The sequence below is a fragment of the Streptomyces mobaraensis NBRC 13819 = DSM 40847 genome, assembly GCF_017916255.1.
GTDB lineage: Bacteria > Actinomycetota > Actinomycetes > Streptomycetales > Streptomycetaceae > Streptomyces > Streptomyces mobaraensis.
Map to the genome: position 1 here is coordinate 5,969,202 of NZ_CP072827.1, position 19,222 is coordinate 5,988,423.

Genomic DNA, 19,222 nt, shown 5'->3' on the forward strand with positions numbered 1-19,222 from the left:
CGGGGGTCCGTCACGTCTCCGCGAGCGCGTTCCAGAACATCGTCTCGTAGCTCTGGAGCAGCCGGCCGTACCGGTGGGCCAGGCCCTCGGTGAGGAGCCCGTCCGCCAGTCCGGCCGCGACCGCCGCCAGGGCCGCGTCGGCGGCGTCCGGCGCGGGCCGGGCGAACAGGTCGAAGAAGCCGCAGGCCGTGTCGTCGAACCCGTAGTGCGCGCGCAGCGCCCGGCCCAGGGCGGCGCAGTAGCCGCTCCACGTCGCGAAGTTGACGGTCAGGGCCACCGCCACGTCCACCGGCTCGGCCTGCAGCGCCAGCCACGACGTGTACGCGGGGTACGCCTGGCAGCCCGGCGTCGGCTCGTACGCCCGGACCGCCCGCTCGTCCAGGCCGCAGGCCGCCGCGAGCGGTCCCAGCAGCTCCAGGGCGGTGGTCTCGCCGTCGGCGAGCGGCGCGAAGAACGCCTCGACGGCGGGGCGGCCCGCCGAACGTTCCGCCAGATGGCGGTAGGAGGTCCGGTCGGACGCGATGACGTGGTGCTGCTCCAGGGCGAACGCGGCGATCACCGAACGCGGTGCCGAACCGTCGGCGATCAGGGGGACGAGCCGGTTGGCACCGGTGTCCGGGGCCAGCTCGCGCACCGCGTCGGCGAGGACGTCCTGGGCCGTGCGCGCCATCGGCGTTCCGCCTTCCTGGGGGTGGGCCCGGTGCGGGGACGGGCCGCCAGGATAGCGGCCGGGCACCGCCCGGAGCGGTCACTCGCCCGGCCGGAGCGGTCACTTGCCCAGGTAGAAGAGGAGGAAGAAGAAGGCGGAGATGAAGTGGACGGCGACCAGGTAGATGAAGACCCGCACCGCCATGCCCATGGGCGCGCGGTCCTCCACCTGCGCCGCCTCCCTGAGGGGGGCCGGATCCGGGCTCACGGCCCGCGGCGCGGGGGCCGTCGCGGCCTCGTCCGCGGCCGGTCCCGCCGGCCGACGGTGCGCGGTGTCACTCATGGTGTCCCCTCCGGTTGGGTCCGGCGTCGCCGAGGCACAGCCCGGCCGCGCCGCTCTGCATCAGCGTGTGCATGAACAGCAGGTCCGCCCCGCCGGGCGTGGCGGACGCGATGCGGTGCGGGGTGAGCGAGTCGAAGTGGGCCGCGTCGCCCGGCTCCAGCAGGTGCGTCGTCCCGCCGAGGGACAGCCGGAGCCGGCCGCCGGTGACGTACAGCCACTCCTCGCCCGGGTGCACCCGCACCAGGTCCTCCTGGCCCGCCGCGTCGTGGCCGTGCGGCACGTGCAGCCGCAGGGCCTGCATGGCGCGGCCGGAGCCGCCGGCGCGCCAGTACGTCCAGCCGCCCGCGCGCTGGGGTTCCATCCGGTCCCCGCGCACGATCGGATCCGCCGTCTGGGGCACTTCGCCCAGGAGGTCGGATACCGTCGTCCCATAGGTGCGCGCGAGCGCCAGCAGCATGGGGAGGGACGGCGTCCGGCGGCCGGTCTCCAGCCGGGACAGGTGAGCGGGCGACAGTCCGGCCCGGGCCGCCGCCGCCTCCAGCGTCAGCGCGCTGCGCGTGCGCAGCGCGCGCAACTGCGGGGCGACGGCGGGGAGATCCTCGGTCTCGGGGGCGTCCGTGCCGGTGTTTGGGCTCATGCTCCCGGTATAGCCCTGTCATGCCCCAAAGGCAAAAGTTGTTGCCTCAGAGGCAAATCATCCTCTCTTTGGGGACTCCCCGGATTCGGTGAACGGTGAGCAAACATCAGCCGTTTGTCGTTGACATGACATGTGCTACGCGCGTCATCCTGGGCGCATGAACATCCCCCACCGTTTCGCGCGCCTCGGCGTGCCGGCCGCGCTGGCCTCCTTCCTCTTCCTCGGCGCCCCCGCCGCCGCCATGGCGGCTCCCGCCACCTCCACCCCCACCGTCTCCTCCGGCTCCTCGGTCACGGCCGTCTCGCTCGCCGTGAAGGGCGTCGGCCACGTCTGTCAGTCCGCCCTGCCGTCGCAGGCCCACGACACCCTGGACCTGATCGACGAGGGCGGCCCCTTCCCGTACCCCAAGGACGGCACCGTCTTCTCCAACCGCGAGGGCGTGCTGCCCAAGCAGAGCAGCGGCTACTACCACGAGTACACGGTGGTCACGCCGGGCTCGCCCGACCGCGGCGCGCGCCGGATCGTCGCCGGCCGGGCCGACCACGAGGACTACTACAGCGCGGACCACTACCAGTCGTTCGCCCGGATCGACTTCTCCTGCTGAGTCCCGTCGACCCGTACTCCCGCCGGCCGGCGCCGCGTTGACCGCGGCGTCGGCCGGAACCGGGTGTTCCGCCGGTGGTGCGGCCCGGCGGCCCAAGCTGACGGAGCGTCATATCCCGCACACAACCGGGCAGGTGCCGTCACACCCGGCCGCACCCTCGCACGCTCCGGCGGGCCCCGTCGGGCATCCGGGGAACCGCGAGACTGGGTCGGATGTCAGTCCCTGCCGTTACCGTTCTTCTCGTTCCGCGAACCGCGACCACGGGATCCGTGAACGCACGACGAGAAGGGCGGCGAACTGTCGTGTACCGCTGGGAGATCACCCGGGCAGCGCTGGGGCAACGCGTCCTCGCCATGGTGCGCGGTGACAGCTACGACCAGGCGACGCTGACGTCCGGCACGCTGCTCTCGGCCGGCCTCACCAGCCTGGAGATATCCCTCGCCACACCCTTCGCGCTCGACGCCGTCGCCACCCTGGCCCGGGAGGTCGGCGACGAGGCGCTCATCGGGGCCGGCACGGTCCTGGACGCGGCCTCCGCGCGGATGGCCGTCGAGGCCGGCGCCCGCTTCCTGGCCTCGCCGGCCCTCGACCCCGAGGTGCTGCGCACCGGCCACCGCTACGGCGTCCCGGTGTTCGCCGGGGTCTCGACGCCCGCCGAGATCGTCCGCGCCCTGGAGCTGGGCGCCGACGCCCTGAAGCTGTTCCCGGCCGCCGGCCATCACCCCGGGCGCGTCCGCGAGATCCGCTCCGAACTGCCCCAGGCGGCCCTGGTCCCCAGCGGTGGCGTCGGCGTCGACACCGCACCCGAGTGGATCGCGGCCGGAGCTGTCGCCTGCGGCATCGGCGGCGCCCTGGCGGAGGGCGACCGCGACGCGGTGGCCAAGCGGGTGGAGGACCTGATCGCCCGGCTGGCGGAGGCGGACGGGGGCGAGGCCGCAAGTGCCGGGGGCGCCGGGGAAACGGAATAGGCGCGGGCGAGCGCGGACCGGCGGGCGGCGCGCTCCCCTGGCCACGGGCCCGCACGCGGCAACGCCCCGGCGCCCGCCCGCGCCCCGCCGGGGGAATCGTGCCCGCCTGTCGCGGAGGCGCCTGCCGCGGCGCCGCCCGACCGCGCCCCGGCCCGGGGCATCGCCGCGCGCCGCTCCACCGGCTCGTACCCCCGCGCCGGCCCCGCGGCCCCTGGCCTTGGCCCCCGGCCGTCCTCCCGCGTCGGTCTCTCGCCTGGGGCCCCAGGGCGTCCACCCGCGTCGGCTCCTCGCCTTGGGCCCCGCGCGTCGTCCGTCCACGTCCCCCGTCGTCCCCGCGCCAGACCGGGCCTCACCCGAGCGCCCGCGCGCCGAAGCTCGCCAGCAGCAGCGCGGAGGCGGCCAGCAGCAACAGGCCCGACCCGGCGAGCAGCAGCCGGAAGACCCGGGTGTTCATCCGGTGCCGGGTGCGGGCCACGACCAGGGCGAGGAGCGCCTTGCTGCCCACCAGCAGCGCGTAGAAGGCGACGAGGAAGCCGACCGCGCCCCCCGGGCGCTCCCGCCACGCGTCGACGAGGAGGGGCGATCCGGTCGTCAGCCAGAACAGCCACGGGTGCGGGCTGAGGAGGTTGACCACCACGCCCTGCCGGACGGTCCGCCGGCCGGCGGCGGTACGAACGGAGGCGCCCGGCCCCGAGCCGGGACCCGGCTCTGATCCGGCGCCCGGCCCTGAGCCCTGCCCCGGCCCCAAGCCCTGCCCCAGCCCCGAGCCGAGGCCAGACCCCGAGCCCGCGCCCGGCCCGGGCAAGGCGCCCGGCCCGGGCAAGGCGCCCGGCGCGGCCGGGTCCTCCGGCCGTGGCAGTGTGGCCGTCCGCGCGTCCCGGAGCGTGGTGCAGGCCGGCCACAGCAGGAACAGGCCGCCGACGAGGCCGCCCGCCGCGACCGCCCGGTCCGGCAGCGCGGAGAGCACCGTCACCGACAGCACGATCACCGGTAAGTCGGTCAGCAGCGGCACGGCGGCCACCCGCAGCCCGACCCCCAGCCCGCCGCGCAGCGTGCCCGACAGCACCAGTGCCAGCAGCGGCCCGGGGCTGATCCCCGCGCTCAGGCCGAGCGCCACCCCGAGGGCCAGAACCTTCATCACCGCTCCTCTGCCGAGCCGTAGCTGTCGGCGCCCCCGGCGAGGCCATGGGCCCGCACGCCGGAGCGATCCTCGCGCGCTCCCGGGACGCGCGCCAGAGCGCCCGTCCGCTGCCGGCGCCCGCCACCGGCCGCGTAGGTCCGGACCTATATGTCCGGACAACCGGACCTCCGGACTTCCCGTCATCAGGTCCCCCCGCTACCCTCCACGGCGTGGCGAAGCACCGACCCCCGCAGCACCAGGCCCCCCAGTCCGATGCCTCCCAGCCCGATGCCCCCCGGCACCGGCCCCTCCAGTTCTCCCTCGACCGCGGCAGCCCCGTCCCGCTCTACTACCAGCTGGCCCAGCAGCTCGAAGCCGCCATCGAGCAGGGCGGGCTCGCCCCCGGCAGCCTGCTCGGGAACGAGATCGACCTGGCCGCGCGGCTGGGGCTGTCGCGGCCGACCGTGCGGCAGGCGATCCAGTCGCTCGTCGACAAGGGCCTGCTGGTGCGCCGCCGCGGCGTCGGCACCCAGGTCGTGCACAGTCAGGTGAAGCGCCCCCTGGAGCTCAGCAGCCTCTACGACGACCTGGAGGCCGCCGGCCAGCAGCCCGCCACCCTGCTCCTGGGCCGCGCGACCGAGCCGGCCACCGCCCGTGTCGCCGCCGCCCTCGGGGTGCCCGAGGGGGCGGACGTCGTCCGCGTCGAGCGGCTGCGGCTGGCGCACGGCGAGCCGGTGGCCCACCTGTGCAACCACCTCCCCGTCGGCCTGCTCGACCTGGACGGCGACGTCCTGGCCGAGACCGGCCTCTACCGGCTGATGCGCTCCGCCGGCATCACCCTGCACAGCGCCCGGCAGACCATCGGCGCGCGCGCCGCCACCGCGGAGGAGGCCGAGCGGCTCGCGGAGCCGGCCGGGGCACCGCTGCTGACCATGGAGCGGACGACGTTCGACGACACGGGACGGGCCGTGGAGCTCGGTTCGCACCTCTACCGCGCCTCCCGCTACTCCTTCGATTTCCAGCTCCTGGCCCGGCCGTGAGACGGTCCCCTCGGGCCGTCCGCGATCGTTCGGTCGACAGAATGTTCTGACAAAGTATTGACGCGGTGTGGCGCACACCACTAGAACACCTGCACACCCCGTCGGGGTGCCGGGGAAAACCCCGCCGGACGGCCGTGACGGATCGTGACGGATACTTGGGCGGTTGGGCCCGCTGGACCGGGGCCCGGCCGCACCGTGACAGACAGTGGAAGGGCAAGTCCTCGTGGCAAGGGTTCGGACAGGCGTACGTGCGGTGAGCGCCGTGCTGGCAGCGGTGCTCGGCGCCACACTGGCGGGGTGCAGCAGTACGGGCGGCAAGCGCGCCGAGGAGCGGGCCGCCAAGGCCGCCCAGGGGCGTTCCGCGGTCGACACGCCCCGGTGGACCTTCGCGATGGTCACCCACTCGGGCGATGGCGACACCTTCTGGGACATCGTGCAGAGCGGTGCCAAGCAGGCGGCCGTGAAGGACAACATCAAGTTCCTCTACGCGCATGACGTGGAGGGGAACAAGCAGGCCCAGAGCGTCCAGGCGATGATCGACCAGAAGGTCGACGGCCTGATCGTCTCCCTCGCCAAGCCGGACGCGATGAAGGACGTCGTGGCCAAGGCGGTGAAGGCCGGCATTCCGGTGATCACGGTGAACTCGGGCTCGGACAAGTCCAAGGAGTTCGGCGCCCTCACCCACATCGGGCAGGACGAGGTGATCGCGGGCGAGGCCGTCGGCGAGCAGCTCAACCAGCGCGGGAAGAAGAAGGCCGTCTGCGTGCTGCACGAGCAGGGCAACGTCGGCCACGAGCAGCGCTGCGAGGGCGTGAAGAAAGCGTTCAAGGGCGAGGTGGTGAACCTCTACGTCGAGGGCACCAACATGCCCAACGTCCAGTCCTCCATCGAGGCCAAGCTCCAGTCCGACAAGGACGTGGACGCCGTCGTCACGCTCGGCGCCCCCTTCGCGCCGACCGCCGTCAAGGCCGCCCAGCAGGCCGGCAGCAAGGCCGAGGTGGACACCTTCGACCTCAACGCCAAGGTCGCCGACTCCCTCAAGGACGGCTCCCTCGGCTTCGCCGTCGACCAGGACCCGTACCTCCAGGGCTACGAGGCCGTCGACCTGCTCTGGCTCTACCGCTACAACCGCGACATGCTCGGCGGCGGCCGCCCGGTCCTCACCGGCCCGCAGATCGTCACCAAGGACGACGCCAAGGTGCTGGCCGAGTACACCAAGCGGGGGACGCGATGAGCAGCACCACCGCCACCGTCCCCGAGGCGGGCCCGCGGACCAGGAGCCTGCCGCGCCGCCTGCTCGGCCGCCCCGAGCTGGGCTCGGTCGTCGGCGCCGCCGCGGTCTTCGTCTTCTTCGCGATCGTCGCCGACTCCTTCCTGTCCGCGTCGAGCCTCTCCACCGTGCTCTACGCGTCGTCGACCATCGGCATCATGGCCGTCCCGGTGGCGCTGCTGATGATCGGCGGCGAGTTCGACCTGTCGGCCGGTGTGATGGTGACCAGCTCGGCGCTGGTCTCCTCGATGTTCAGCTACCAGATGACGGCCAACGTCTGGGTGGGCGTCGGCGTCTCGCTGCTCGTCACCCTGGCGATCGGCTTCTTCAACGGCTTCGTCCTCACCCGCACCAAGCTGCCCAGCTTCATCATCACGCTCGGCACGTTCCTGATGCTCACGGGCCTCAACCTCGGCTTCACCAAGCTCATCAGCGGCACCGTCTCCACCAAGACCATCGGGGACATGGAGGGCATCGAGTCCGCCCGCGCCCTCTTCGCCTCCCACTTCACCCTGGGTGACGTGGACCTCCAGGTCACCGTCCTGTGGTGGATCGGCCTGGTCGCCGTCGCCACCTGGGTGCTGCTGCGCACCCGCGCCGGCAACTGGGTCTTCGCGGTCGGCGGCGGCGTGGACGCGGCCCGCGCGGTCGGCGTCCCGGTCCGGCGCACCAAGATCGGCCTGTACATGGCGGTCGCGTTCTGCGCCTGGGTCTCCGGCCAGCACCTGCTGATGTCCTACGACGTGGTGCAGTCGGGCGAGGGCGTCGGCAACGAGCTGCTCTACATCATCGCGGCGGTCATCGGCGGCTGCCTGATGACCGGCGGCTACGGGTCGGCCATCGGCTCGGCGGTCGGCGCGTTCATCTTCGGCATGACGAGCAAGGGCATCGTGTACGCGCAGTGGAACCCGGACTGGTTCAAGTTCTTCCTCGGCGCGATGCTGCTGCTGGCGACCCTGCTCAACGCCTGGGTCCGGAAGCGCGCGGAGGCCAGCAAATGACGGCTCTGATCAGGCTGGCCGGCGTCGGCAAGGACTACGGCAACATCCGCGCCCTGGAGGACGTCTCCCTGGAGGTCCACCCGGGCGAGATCACCTGTGTGCTGGGCGACAACGGCGCCGGCAAGTCCACCCTCATCAAGATCATCGCGGGGCTGCACCGGCACGACGCCGGCACCTTCGAGATCGAGGGCGAGGAGGTCCGCCTCGGCTCCCCCCGGGACGCCCTGGACCGGGGCATCGCCACGGTCTACCAGGACCTCGCGGTCGTGCCCCTGATGCCGGTGTGGCGGAACTTCTTCCTGGGCTCGGAGCCGACCAGGGGCCGCGGCCCGTTCAAGCGCCTCGACGTCGCCGCCATGCGCGAGACCACCCGCACCGAGCTGGCCCGGATGGGCATCGAGCTGCACGACGTCGACCAGCCCATCGGCACCCTCTCCGGCGGCCAGCGGCAGTGCGTGGCCATCGCCCGCGCCGTCCACTTCGGCGCGAAGATCCTCGTCCTGGACGAGCCGACGGCCGCGCTCGGCGTCAAGCAGTCCGGCGTCGTCCTCAAGTACGTGGCCGCCGCGCGCGACGCGGGCCTCGGTGTGGTGCTGATCACCCACAACCCGCACCACGCGTACCTGGTCGGCGACCGGTTCGTGCTGCTCAAGCGGGGCGCGATGGCCGGCAGCCACGCCAAGGCCGACATCGGCCTGGACGAGCTCACCCGGCAGATGGCGGGCGGCAGCGAGCTGGAGCAGCTCAGCCACGAGCTGGAGCGGGCCCCCGCCCCCGACCTGGCGGCGCGGGAACCGGACGGCGGCCCGGGAAAGCCGGACGACGACGCATGACCACCCCGCGGGGCCCGGCACCGGAAGCGGTGCGGGCCCCGCCGCCCGTCGTCCGCCCGTTGTGCGGCGGACACCGCCGGTGAGGCACAATCGGCGACGCGGGCAGCACCCGCACCGACCGCATCCGCGAGGCCCAGGGCCTCCCGAGACCACCGCAGGGACGACGACCTCGTGCGAGCACGCCCCCGATCTGCCGCCGGAGCCCACCGAGGCGCGGAGGTGCCGCGATGAGCATCTACCGCGAGCGGGTCCACCGGGGCTCCGCACGGGCCACCGTCCTCCGGACCACCGGATCGCGCGAACGCCGTTCCCACCTCACCGCGCCCCGGGTGCCCACGGTCGGCATCGACATCGGCGGCACCAAGGTCATGGCCGGCGTCGTGGACGCCGACGGCACGATCCTGGAGAAGGTGCGCACCGAGACCCCGGACAAGTCCAAGAGCCCCAAGGTCGTCGAGGACACCATCGTCGAGCTGGTCCTCGACCTCTCCGACCGGCACGACGTGCACGCCGTCGGCATCGGGGCGGCGGGCTGGGTGGACGCCGACCGCAACCGCGTCCTGTTCGCCCCGCACCTGTCCTGGCGCAACGAGCCGCTGCGCGACCGGCTGGCCGGCCGGCTGGCCGTCCCCGTCATGGTCGACAACGACGCCAACACCGCCGCCTGGGCCGAGTGGCGCTTCGGCGCCGGCCGGGGCGAGGACCACCTGGTGATGATCACCCTGGGCACCGGCATCGGCGGCGCCATCCTGGAGGACGGGCAGGTCAAGCGCGGCAAGTACGGCGTCGCCGGCGAGTTCGGGCATATGCAGGTCGTCCCCGGCGGCCACCGCTGCCCGTGCGGCAACCGCGGCTGCTGGGAGCAGTACAGCTCCGGCAACGCCCTCGTCCGCGAGGCCCGCGAGCTGGCCGCCGCCGAGTCCCCGGTGGCGTACGGGATCATCGACCGCGTCGGCGGCAACATCCCCGAGATCACCGGCCCGCTCATCACCGAGCTGGCCCGCGGCGGCGACGCCATGTGCGTCGAGCTGCTCCAGGACATCGGCCAGTGGCTGGGCGTCGGCATCGCCAACCTCGCCGCCGCCCTCGACCCGTCCTGCTTCGTCATCGGCGGTGGCGTCAGCGCCGCCGACGACCTGCTGATCGGCCCCGCCCGGGACGCCTTCCGCCGCCACCTGACCGGCCGCGGCTACCGCCCCGAGGCCCGCATCGTCCGCGCCCAGCTCGGCCCCGAGGCCGGCATGGTCGGCGCCGCCGACCTCGCCCGGCTGGTCGCCCGCCGCTTCCGGCGCGCCAACCGGCGCCGTGTCGAACGGTACGAGCGCTACGCACGGGCCGGCCGCGGGTGATCACCATGGAGCACACGGACCGCCAGGAGGCCGCGGAGACGCCCGGGAGCACCCCGGGCGGCCCCCGCCCGCGCCGCTGGCTCAAACCGCTGGTCGTCTTCCTGCTCGTCGCCATCCCGGCCGGCTACCTCTACATCTCCGCGCTGCAGAGCCGGAACGGCAACGGCGACAAGCAGGAGGAGCACACCATCACCGGCCTGGAGGAGGGCTGGCCCTCCCGGCTCCAGCGGCGCATCTACGAGGTGACCGTCCCGGCGGACGCCGAGGACGTCGCCCATTTCGAGACCAACTCCTGGAAGTCCAGCTCCCTCTTCCTCCAGTTCACCACCACCCAGGACAAGTTCGGCCAGTGGCTGAACGGCCACGGGATGAAGCCCTCCGACCTGGAAGAGGGCGATGTGACCATCGACGAGGGCGAGGCCGACACCGTCGGCTGGAAGTTCACCGGCAAGCACCACTGGGCGGGCACGGTCCGCGAGGAGGACAAGCCCAAGCCCAACATCGAGGTCACGGCGAACCTCGACGACCCGCGCTACCCGCGGGTGTTCGTCGTCTCGACGACGACTCCCTGACGGGCCGTCCCGCAGCTCCGGGGGGTTTCCTTCGGCAAACCCGTGTCCCTGCGGCCCCACCGGTCCTAGGCTCGGCCCATGGCCCGAGCGGCGGGCCGTGGTGGAGGACGTCATGGACCAGATAGCACCCGAACTGCTCATGGCCCTGGCCGGCGGGACCGCCGGTGCGGCGGGGGACCAGATGTGGCAGTCCCTGCGGAACCTCGTCGCGAGGTGGCGGGCGGGCGGGGAGCCGGAGGAGACGGGCGAGCCGGGCGCGTTGACCGCCCTGGACGAGGCGCCCGACGACGCGGAGCGGGCCGCCGAGCTGGCCGTGGCCCTGGACCGCCGGGCCCGGCAGGACCCCGCGTTCGCGCAGGCCCTCGCGGAGTGGCGGCGGCGGGCGGAGGCTCTGGAGGGCACCACCCGGACCGGCTCGGGCAACGTGCACAACTCCGTCTCCGGGGGCACGCAGAACACTGTCATCCAGGCCCGGGACGTGAGCGGCGGCATCCACCCCGGCGGCGGTTGAGGAGGCCGCCCGGTGGGCGGCCTCGGCCCGCTCGGCTGACGCACGACACCCCCAGGGGCTACTGTGGGCGACGTGTCGGAACAAATCGAACTCTGTTCTCTCGCAGCCGAGTTCACCGAGGCCCTCGCCCGCCAGCAGCGGCTCGCCGAGCGCCGTGAGGCCATCGTGACCAGGCTGCACGACGAGGTCGAGCGGCTGCGCCAGGGCGAGATGGAGACGGCGCTCGACCTCGTGCGCCACTCCCTGATCCGGCTCCACGACCAGATCCTCCGCCAGGCCGAGCACGTCACCGGCCCGCTCGGCGTCGACGAACTGCGGGCCCTGCTGACCGCGCTGGCCGACGAGGCGGCGGACACCGTGGCCAGGACCGGCGTCGAGCGGTACGTCCCCCGGCCCGGCGAGGCGTTCGACCGGACGCTGCAGCGCCCGGTGGGCCGCGTCGCCGCCGAGTCGCCCGAGGCGGAACGGACGGTGGCGCGCGTCGTGGCGGCCGGGTTCGTCCAGGGGGAGCGGGTCGTGCGCAAGGCCGACGTCGTGGTGTGCCGGTGGGAACCGGACGCCCCGCCGGTCGCTTCCTCCCCGGCGACCCCTTCTTCCCCGGCAGACACGCAGAGCACGACGACACATCAGGGCAACTGACGGACAACGGACGGGACGGACCCGGACACGGGCCTCCCGGTGGCGGGAGAGAGACCCTATGGCCGTGTACGGCATCGACCTCGGGACCACCTACTCCTGCGTCGCGCGGATCGACGACGTCGGCAGACCGGCCGTGCTGCGCAACCTCGAAGGAGCGGACACCACCCCGTCCGTCGTCTACTTCGAGAGCGCCGACAGCGTCGTCGTCGGACAGAGCGCCAAGGACGCCACCGTCCTCGACCCCGACCACGTCGTCCAGCTCGTCAAGCGGGACATGGGCGAGCCGGTGCCGCGCGAGTTCCACGGCCGCGCCTACTCACCGGAGGAGATCTCCGCCCGCATCCTCCGCAAGCTCGTCGACGACGCGAAGGCCGCCACCGGCGAGGAGGCGCGCGACGTGGTGATCAGCGTGCCCGCCTACTTCGGCCTCGCCGAGCGGGACGCCACCCGCAAGGCCGGCGAGATCGCCGGGCTGCGGGTGCTGGACGTGGTGGCGGAGCCCATCGCCGCCGCCCTCGACTACGGAGCCCTGGAGGACGCCGCGGAGCACGGGGACCGGGCCATCCTCGTGTACGACCTCGGCGGCGGCACCTTCGACACCACCGTGCTCACCCTGCGCGGCCGCGAACTGACCGTGCTCTGCACGGACGGCGCCAAGGAGCTGGGCGGCAGCGACTTCGACGACCGCGTCGTGGCGCACCTGGCCGACCGCTTCCGCGAGCGCTTCCCGGACGCCGACGACCCGCTGTCCGACCCCCAGTCCGAGACGCAGCTCCGCAAGGACGCCGAGGAGGCGAAGAAGGCGCTGTCCTTCCGGGAGCGCTACACCGTGCGCGTCATGCACCAGGGCAGGGTCGAGGCGGTGGAGCTGACCAGGGGGCTGGTCGAGGAGCTGACCCGCGACCTGCTCGACCGCACCGTCGACATCACCCGCCGTACCGTCGAACTGGCCGCCGAGCGCGGCGTATCGGCCTTCGACGAGGTGCTGCTCGTCGGCGGCGCCACCAAGATGCCGGCCGTCGCCGCCACCCTGCGCGCCCAGTTCGGCTTCGAGCCCAGGCTGCACAACCCCGACCTCGCGGTGGCCCGCGGCGCCGCGCTCTACGCCCTCGACCGGGCCGAACGCGACCGGGCGGAAGAAGGGGCCGGCGCGGAGGAGACCGGCCTCACCCACCGCCCCTACGAGATCTCCACCGTCGCCTCGCGCGGCTACGGCATCAAGGTCACGGACATCGACACCGGCCGGGAGTACGTCACCCACCTCGTGCACGCCAACGACGTCCTGCCGGCCTCCGTGACCGACGACTTCCACACCATCCGCGACGACCAGCGGAAGGTCCGGATCGAGGTGATGGAGCAGGCGGGCGCGGTGGAGTCGGACGAGCCGGCGCACAACACCGCCGTCGCCGAGGGGACGTTGAAGATCCCGCCGGGCAAACCGAAGCGCTGGCCGTTCCAGTGCGTCTTCACCCTCGACACCTCCGGGCTGCTCAACGTCGTCGCCACCGAACGGGAGACCGGCGAGCGGATCGAGATCTCCGTGCGGATCGGGGGCCTGTCGCAGGAGGCCGTCGACGAGGCGCGGGTCGCGATGAGCCGCCAGCGGATCGGCTGAGCGCGGGCAGGACGGGGGTACGCTCGTGGGTTTCGACGAGGCACGGTACCGGCGCGAGGTGCTCGACGCCGGGCTGCCCGTGACCGAGGACCTGCGCACCCGCTACCAACTGCCGCCGGACGCCGACGGGGACGCGGTCGCCGAGGCGGTCGCCGCCGTCCGCGCCTGCTGGCGCCGCAGCCGCGCCCGGCTCCGCTACCGCCCGGTGATCGAACAGCTGGAGGCCGGATACCTGGCCCACCGGCCGCTGTTCGACGCGGCCGCCGCCGGCGATCCCGGCCCCCTGCGGGCCGCCCTCCAGGAGCACGGCCGGCGCGCCGCGTCCCAACGGGCCCGGCTGCGCGCGGCCCTGGAGGAGGCCGCGGGCGGGCTCGGCCTGCTCGCCGAGAGCACGGTCGCGCACCTCGCCGCCGCCCACCGGGTGCCCGAGGACGAGGTACGGGCGGCGCTGTCCTCCGCCGGGCTGCGGACCGCCGAACCGGACGCGCTGCCGCGCTCGGTGCCGCACCCCGCGTACGCGCGCTGCGCCGGCCACCTGGAGGTCCTGGGCCTGCGCCACCTCGCCGACTTCCTCGCCACGGGCACCCCCGGGGGCCGGACCGGCCGGCCGGTGCGGATCTTCGGCCCGCCGCCCGCCGACCCGCCGGCCGTCGAGGCGGCGGCGCGCCGCTGGGGCCGGCTGCCGCACGGCGCCGCGCACACGGCGGCCCAGGCCGTGATCGCCGCCGTCCGCGGCGTCCTGGCCGAGCAGGGCCCGGAGGGACTCGCCCGGATCCTGCGCCACGAACTGGCGGCCCCGCTGCGGACGCGCCACGCCGCCCGCGCGGCCCCGGCCACGCTCCTCGCCCACGCCGTGGGGGAGTTGGGCGTCGCCGAGGACGACGCGCGGCGCCTGGTGTTCGCGGTGCTGCACGAGCCGGCCGGGGACCCGGTGGCCGAGCGGCTGCGCCGGCTGGCCGCCGACGGCCGGCTCGCCGAGGCGGTGGCCGTGGCGGACCGGCTGCCGCCGGACGCGCTCCCCGACGACGTCCGCGCCCTGGCCGAGCGCCTGCGCGGCAGACTCGCCGACGCCCGCGCGGTACTGGAGCAGGCGCGCCGGCTGCCGCCGGCGGAGGCGGACCGGGCCTGGGACCTGCTGGAACAGGCGGAGGCGGCGGTACGCGACCTGCCCGGGACCGACGCCGTACGCCGCGGTCTCGCCGTTCAGCCGGTGCCGGAGCTCACCGCCGTCCGGGACGGCGCGGGCGTCGCGCTCCGCTGGCGGCCCTCGCCGTCCACCGCCGGCGAACCCGAGTACGTCCTGCTGCGCGCCGAGCGGCGCGCGCCGCGCGACGCGGCCGACGGCACGGTGCTGCCGCTGCCGTCGCCGCGCGCCACCTCGTACACGGACGGCGCTCCCCCGCCCTGCGTCCCGCTGTACTACGCGGTCGCCGTCCGCCGCGCCGCCGAACCGGCGAGCGGGTTCTCGCCGCTCGCGGTGAGCGGCCCCCTCGTGCACTGGCCCGAGGTCACCGGCGTCCGCGTGGAGCCCGGGGACGGCCGGATCACCGTCGCGTGGACGTGCCCGGACCAGGCCCGGTCCGTCGAGGTCGTCCGCGTCCCGCCGGACGCGGCGGAGACGCGCGTCGCCGCCCGCCGCGACGGCTTCACGGACGGCGGGCTCGCCAACGGCACCACGTACGGCTACCGCGTGGGCGTCGTCTACCGCACCGACTACGGAACGACCGTGCGCACGCCGGGCGTCCGGCTCACCGCCACCCCGCTCCCGCCGCCCGAACCGGTCGCGGCCCTGGAGATCCGCCCGCTGGACGGCCACCCCGACGGCCGGCTCCTGGCGCGTCTCGACCCGCCCGCCGGCGGGGAGGTACGGCTGTACGGCTTCGCCGGCGCACCCCCGTGGCCGGCCGGCACCCGGCTGCGCACGGCCGACCTGCCCGGGCCGCCGCTCGCGGTCCAACACGCTTCCGACGGGCTGGTGTTCGCGACACCGGACCGGCCCACCGCGGTCCTCGCGGTGACGGTCGCCGGCGACCACGCCGTCGTCGGCGCCCACGACGCGACCGGCGGGCCCGCGCTCGGCACCCCCACGCTCGTCCGGCACGGCGGCGCGGACGTGGTCGTCCTCTTCGACTGGCCGCCGGACGGCGGCGACGAGGCCGAGGTCGTCTGGCGGACCCCCGGCGAGGCGGCGGGACGGCGGCGTACGGTCACCCGCGCCGCCTATCGGCGGGAGGCGGGCGTCCGGCTGCCGGTCGCGGACGGCGCCGGGGTGGAGGTGCGGGTACGGGCGGTGGCCCGGCTCGGCGGGCGGCCCGTGTACGGCCGGCCGGGCACGGCGGCGCTGCCGGCGCGCACCGAGGCCCGCTACCGGCTGGAGCGGCACGGCCTGCCCGGACGCCGCACGGTCACCGCCGTGTTCACCGCCCGCGCCGCCGTACGCGCCGAACGTCTGCTGCTCGTACGGTCGCACGGCCCGTTCTGGCCGCTGGACCCCGCCGACGGGGACGTCCTCGCGGAGGCGGCCGACGTGACGCTCGGCCCCGGGAAGGACGTGCGGCTGTCCGCGCGTCTCACCCGTGGCCCGGGCACCCGGCTGCGCTGCTTCGCCGTCGGCGCGGCGCTGGTACTGCGCGACCCGCCGCAGCACACGCTCGGCGTCACCCGAAGGGAACGCGGGTGAGAACGCCGTGGCGGCGCCGCACCCGGGTGTGCCCGCACTGCCTCCGTACCCTCTCGCGCGAGCGGCTCGCCTACGTCTGCGCGGGCCGCCCGGCCTGCGCGGACGACCGGGCCCTGGCGTCCGCCGACCCTTGGGCCGGGTCCGCGGTGTGCGGCACCTGCGGCCGTACCACCACCCGGCTGCGCTGCACCGCGTGCGACGGGCGGCTGCCGGAGGGCTATCTGCGCACTCCCGGCAGACTGGTCGCGCTCGTCGGGCCGGCCGGCTCCGGCAAGAGCACCTTCATCGGCGTCCTGCTGCACGAGTTGCTGCACGGCCTCGGCGCCGAACTCGACGCCGCGCTGCTCCCCTGCGACGACACCACCGTCCTCGCCTACCACGAGCGGTACGCACGCCACCTGTACGAGGAGCGGCACACCGTCCCCGAGACCGCCGGGCACGACACCGGCCGGCCCCTCGTCCACCGGCTCGGCCGCGTCCGCCGGGGCCGCTTCGGACGGGCGCGCGAGCGGGTGCTGACGCTGGTCTTCCTCGACACCGCCGGCGGGCACTTCGCCTCGCGAGAACACCTGGAGACCCGGCTGCGCTACCTGGCCGCGGCCGACGCCGTCATCGTCCTCCTCGACCCGCGGGACCTGCCCGGGGCACCGGCGCCGGGCGGCGCCGGGGTGCCGGGTCGGTCGGGCGAGGTGCTCGCCCGGGTCCTGGCCCACCTGGGCGGCGGCGGGAAGGTGACCGTCCCGGTCGCGGTCGCCCTCACCAAGGCCGACCTCCTGTGGCCGCACCTCCCGGAGCACTCCCCGCTGCACCGCGCCCGCCGCCCCGGACCCGTCTTCGACGCCGACGACCGGGCCGCCGTCCACGCCGAGCTGCGCGCCCTGCTGCGGCGCTGGCAGGAGCACCAACTCGACGCCCGGCTGGCCCGGTTCTGCACCGACTACCAGTTGTTCGCGGTGTCCATGCTCGGCGCCGCGCCCCGGCGGGACGGCGGCCTCGGACTCGGCGGCGTCGTACGCCCGCACCGCGTCGAGGACCCCCTGATGTGGCTGCTGCACCGCTTCGGCGCCCTCGACCGGGAGCGGAAAGGGAGCGGGGACGCGCGGCTGCCGTGGCGCCGGGGGAGGGGGTGAGCCGTGACCAACCCCGTGCTGCTGCTCATCGTGATCGTCCTGCTGGTCCTCCTGGTCGTCGGGCACGGCGTCTGCGTCACCCTTCCCAGGCTGGTGTGGGCCCAATGGCGCACGGTCTGGCGGACGTTCGGCCGGGCGGCGCCCGTCCCGCCCGATCCGCGCGGCGAACCGGCCGTCCCCGCGTACCCGCGCGTCACCGCCTCCCGCGACCTCCGGGCGGCCTGGTGGGACGGGCTCGAACAGCACGAACGGCTGATGGACGACGCCGAACGGTTCCTGGCCGACCGGGTCGGCGACGGGTTCCGGCGGCCGGGACGGAGCGGGACCGGCGGCCCAGGCTGCCTGATGGTCTTCCTGCGCCCGGCCTTCCTGCTCACGGCCGTCGCCGTCGTGCTGACCGCGACCGCGCTCAACGTCCTTCCGCTGCTGTTCACGCTGACGCTGTGGGCGCTGTGCCGGGCCCTGTGGGGCCTGTGGTGGGCGGTGGGGGCGGGGGTCGCGCGGGCGGAGGGCGCACTGCGCCGGGGACGGGCGCCGTGCCCGTACGCGGACTGCGGACGCGTCATCGAGCGACCGGTCCGGCTGTGCCCGACGTGCCGGGCCCGGCACCGGCGGTTGGTGCCGGACCGGTACGGCGTCTTCCGGCGCCGCTGCCGCTGCGGTGCCCGCCTGCCCGTCGTCCTGCGCGCACACCGCCTGGACGCGTGCTGCCCGCACTGCGGAAAGGGGCTGCCTCCCGGGTACGAACGGGCGCGCGTCGTCGTGCTCGTCGGCGGCTCGGCCGCGCAGCGCGCGGGGGCGCACCGGCAGGGGCTGACCGACCTGGGCGTCCCGCCCGGCACCGAGCCGCCGCTCGTGCGCGCGGCGGGGACGCCCGTCCTGTGGTACGACCCGGCCGGTGACGCTTACGGCAGTCAGGAGTCGGCGGCGGCGCTGGACGTCCTGCGCCGGGCCCACGGGGTGATGCTGGTCGTGGACGACCCCGCCGTCCACGGCGACGCCGTGCGTGCCGCCACCCGGGTCCTGCACGTCCTCTTCGCCCTGCCCCGGCGTTCCCGCCCGCGCCGGCTCGCGCTGCTGTACAGCAGGGCCGTGCGCGGCGACGACACCGCCGTGCGCGCGCGGTTGCGGGCGGCGGGCGGCGGCCATCTGCTGCGGGCGCTGGACGGTACGGGCATCCCGGTCCGCTGCGTCCCGGCCGCGGCGCTCGGGGGGACGGTGCGGTGGCTGGCCGGTACGGCCGATGCGGCGGGCACGGGCGCGAGCATGGCGCCGCCGCTCGCGCGCCCGCCGGTGAACGACGCGTTCCGCTTCCCCCGGCACCGCGTCCCCCGCCACGCACTCCTCCTCGCCCACCTGGCCGGATACCTGGTCGTCCCGCTCGTGCTGACGCTCCTGGAGACGAGCGCGCTGCCGCCGGGCTCCCTCGCGGGCCTGCCGCAGCGGTACGACAAGTGGCGCCACCCGTTGGCGGATACGGTCCACCAGGTCGACCTGGCCGCGGCCGCCACCCCCGACTGGCCGAAGCTCAGGGCGAGTTACTCGGCGCCCGGCCACCCGCCGTCCGCGGCGCTGCCGGGCCACGAGGGCTACTGGTCGGTCCGGGGATCCCCGCGGCAGAGCGGCTGGCTGCGGGCGGACTTCGGGATGCCGCTGCCGCTGGACGAGGTGTCGGTGGACTTCGACCCGGACAGCGTCACGTCGTTCGCGGCGCCGGCCGACGTGGAGGCCCAGGTCGGCGCCCGTACGATCGTGCTTTCGGAGAAGCGGTCGCGCGGCGAGAAGTCGGGCCCCGTCCTCACGAAGACGTACGGCTACGACGTCAGGGTCCCGGAGCCCGTCGACTCGGTCCGCGTCGGCCTCAGTTCCCTCTTCGACAAGAGCGGCAGGGAGGCGCGGAAGCTCCGCCTGCGCGAGGTCAACCTCCGCTGGTCCAGCTCCGACGCCCTGCGCCTGCGCCCGATGGACGGCGGGGGGCTCGCCGTGCGGAACACCACCGCGCGCGACCTCGCCGTCGCGGTCCGCCCACCCCTGCTGCCCGCGGGCTGGCGCGCCACCCCGGTCGGGCGCCCGCCCCGGATCCTGCGGGCGCACGCCGCGTTCGAGGCGCGCTGGCGGATCACGGCCCCGGACGGGATCACCGGCCGCGCGCCCGTCGCCTACGCCGTCGACATCACCGAGGACGGCCGCACCGTGACGGCACGCTGCCTGGCCCTCCTCACCGCCGCGCTGCGGGCCGAGCCGCTCTGCTGAAGGCCGGGA

18 protein-coding genes are annotated in these 19,222 nt (G+C 75.0%); 14 read left to right on the forward strand and 4 right to left on the reverse strand.

Going from position 1 to position 19,222, the window contains the following annotated elements; translation table 11 throughout:
* Positions 1-10: 10 nt before the first annotated feature.
* The 3 genes from J7W19_RS25780 to J7W19_RS25790 form a co-directional block, all read right to left on the reverse strand.
* Positions 11-670: a thiaminase II/PqqC family protein gene (locus J7W19_RS25780; RefSeq protein WP_004942478.1), complete on the reverse strand. Its 660-nt coding sequence runs from the start codon at positions 668-670 to the stop codon at positions 11-13.
* A 99-nt stretch (positions 671-769) separates the two neighbouring features.
* Positions 770-991 (reverse strand): DUF6126 family protein, encoded by a 222-nt coding sequence (locus J7W19_RS25785; RefSeq protein ID WP_004942479.1) that lies wholly within the window; start codon positions 989-991, stop codon positions 770-772.
* Entirely contained in the window at positions 984-1,628 is a 645-nt protein-coding gene (locus tag J7W19_RS25790) for a helix-turn-helix domain-containing protein (RefSeq protein ID WP_004942480.1), read from the reverse strand. The genes J7W19_RS25785 and J7W19_RS25790 overlap by 8 nt, the downstream gene beginning before the upstream one ends.
* A gap of 157 nt (positions 1,629-1,785) precedes the next feature.
* Between J7W19_RS25790 and J7W19_RS25795 the strand changes: the two genes are divergently transcribed.
* On the forward strand, positions 1,786-2,232 hold the full coding sequence (locus J7W19_RS25795; protein ID WP_004942483.1) for a guanyl-specific ribonuclease: 447 nt from the start codon (positions 1,786-1,788) through the stop codon (positions 2,230-2,232).
* 302 nt (positions 2,233-2,534) lie between these two features.
* Entirely contained in the window at positions 2,535-3,200 is a 666-nt protein-coding gene (locus tag J7W19_RS25800) for a bifunctional 4-hydroxy-2-oxoglutarate aldolase/2-dehydro-3-deoxy-phosphogluconate aldolase (RefSeq protein ID WP_004942486.1), read from the forward strand.
* Positions 3,201-3,549: 349 nt separating this feature from the next.
* Here J7W19_RS25800 and J7W19_RS25805 read toward each other — a convergent pair whose 3' ends face one another.
* Complete coding sequence (locus J7W19_RS25805) at positions 3,550-4,338, reverse strand: LysE family transporter (protein WP_004942487.1); 789 nt, start codon at positions 4,336-4,338, stop codon at positions 3,550-3,552.
* Positions 4,339-4,676: 338 nt separating this feature from the next.
* On the opposite strand from J7W19_RS25805, the gene J7W19_RS25810 reads away from it, so the two are divergent.
* The 12 genes from J7W19_RS25810 (at position 4,677) to J7W19_RS25865 (ending at position 19,213) form a co-directional block, all read left to right on the forward strand.
* On the forward strand, positions 4,677-5,360 hold the full coding sequence (locus J7W19_RS25810; RefSeq protein WP_051072547.1) for a GntR family transcriptional regulator: 684 nt from the start codon (positions 4,677-4,679) through the stop codon (positions 5,358-5,360).
* A gap of 223 nt (positions 5,361-5,583) precedes the next feature.
* Entirely contained in the window at positions 5,584-6,594 is a 1,011-nt protein-coding gene (locus tag J7W19_RS25815; protein ID WP_078587891.1) for a sugar ABC transporter substrate-binding protein, read from the forward strand.
* On the forward strand, positions 6,591-7,631 hold the full coding sequence (locus J7W19_RS25820) for an ABC transporter permease (RefSeq protein WP_004942498.1): 1,041 nt from the start codon (positions 6,591-6,593) through the stop codon (positions 7,629-7,631). The genes J7W19_RS25815 and J7W19_RS25820 overlap by 4 nt, the downstream gene beginning before the upstream one ends.
* On the forward strand, positions 7,628-8,464 hold the full coding sequence (locus J7W19_RS25825) for an ATP-binding cassette domain-containing protein (protein ID WP_004942499.1): 837 nt from the start codon (positions 7,628-7,630) through the stop codon (positions 8,462-8,464). The genes J7W19_RS25820 and J7W19_RS25825 overlap by 4 nt, the downstream gene beginning before the upstream one ends.
* Before the next feature lie 227 nt (positions 8,465-8,691).
* Positions 8,692-9,813 (forward strand): ROK family glucokinase, encoded by a 1,122-nt coding sequence (locus J7W19_RS25830; protein WP_004942501.1) that lies wholly within the window; start codon positions 8,692-8,694, stop codon positions 9,811-9,813.
* A gap of 5 nt (positions 9,814-9,818) precedes the next feature.
* Entirely contained in the window at positions 9,819-10,385 is a 567-nt protein-coding gene (locus J7W19_RS25835; RefSeq protein ID WP_040889048.1) for a hypothetical protein, read from the forward strand.
* A 112-nt stretch (positions 10,386-10,497) separates the two neighbouring features.
* Positions 10,498-10,896, forward strand: coding sequence for a hypothetical protein (locus J7W19_RS25840; protein ID WP_004942505.1), 399 nt, complete (start codon positions 10,498-10,500; stop codon positions 10,894-10,896).
* Between the two features lie 72 nt (positions 10,897-10,968).
* Complete coding sequence (locus J7W19_RS25845; RefSeq protein ID WP_233478175.1) at positions 10,969-11,535, forward strand: nucleotide exchange factor GrpE; 567 nt, start codon at positions 10,969-10,971, stop codon at positions 11,533-11,535.
* Positions 11,536-11,593: 58 nt separating this feature from the next.
* The gene (locus tag J7W19_RS25850) at positions 11,594-13,150 is read left to right on the forward strand and encodes an Hsp70 family protein (protein ID WP_004942510.1); all 1,557 of its coding nucleotides are present in this window, start codon (positions 11,594-11,596) and stop codon (positions 13,148-13,150) included.
* Between the two features lie 25 nt (positions 13,151-13,175).
* Positions 13,176-15,830 carry a hypothetical protein gene (locus tag J7W19_RS25855; protein WP_210455383.1) on the forward strand — a complete coding sequence of 885 codons (2,655 nt, stop codon included), beginning with the start codon at positions 13,176-13,178 and terminating at the stop codon, positions 15,828-15,830.
* Complete coding sequence (locus J7W19_RS25860) at positions 15,827-16,960, forward strand: GTPase domain-containing protein (RefSeq protein WP_004939209.1); 1,134 nt, start codon at positions 15,827-15,829, stop codon at positions 16,958-16,960. Before J7W19_RS25855 ends, J7W19_RS25860 begins: the two co-directional genes overlap by 4 nt.
* A gap of 3 nt (positions 16,961-16,963) precedes the next feature.
* A complete protein-coding gene (locus J7W19_RS25865; RefSeq protein WP_004939212.1) occupies positions 16,964-19,213 on the forward strand; it encodes a hypothetical protein in 2,250 nt (749 codons plus the stop codon).
* Positions 19,214-19,222: the final 9 nt, after the last annotated feature.

Bases quoted from the DNA above. Each gene is read 5' to 3' on its own strand.
- J7W19_RS25780 (WP_004942478.1), bottom strand. From the start codon at position 670: ATGGCGCGCACGGCCCAGGACGTCCTCGCCGACGCGGTGCGCGAGCTG.
- J7W19_RS25785 (WP_004942479.1), bottom strand. From the start codon at position 991: ATGAGTGACACCGCGCACCGTCGGCCGGCGGGACCGGCCGCGGACGAG.
- J7W19_RS25790 (WP_004942480.1), bottom strand. From the start codon at position 1,628: ATGAGCCCAAACACCGGCACGGACGCCCCCGAGACCGAGGATCTCCCC.
- J7W19_RS25795 (WP_004942483.1), top strand. From the start codon at position 1,786: ATGAACATCCCCCACCGTTTCGCGCGCCTCGGCGTGCCGGCCGCGCTG.
- J7W19_RS25805 (WP_004942487.1), bottom strand. From the start codon at position 4,338: ATGAAGGTTCTGGCCCTCGGGGTGGCGCTCGGCCTGAGCGCGGGGATC.
- J7W19_RS25820 (WP_004942498.1), top strand. From the start codon at position 6,591: ATGAGCAGCACCACCGCCACCGTCCCCGAGGCGGGCCCGCGGACCAGG.
- J7W19_RS25825 (WP_004942499.1), top strand. From the start codon at position 7,628: ATGACGGCTCTGATCAGGCTGGCCGGCGTCGGCAAGGACTACGGCAAC.
- J7W19_RS25830 (WP_004942501.1), top strand. From the start codon at position 8,692: ATGAGCATCTACCGCGAGCGGGTCCACCGGGGCTCCGCACGGGCCACC.
- J7W19_RS25835 (WP_040889048.1), top strand. From the start codon at position 9,819: ATGGAGCACACGGACCGCCAGGAGGCCGCGGAGACGCCCGGGAGCACC.
- J7W19_RS25840 (WP_004942505.1), top strand. From the start codon at position 10,498: ATGGACCAGATAGCACCCGAACTGCTCATGGCCCTGGCCGGCGGGACC.
- J7W19_RS25850 (WP_004942510.1), top strand. From the start codon at position 11,594: ATGGCCGTGTACGGCATCGACCTCGGGACCACCTACTCCTGCGTCGCG.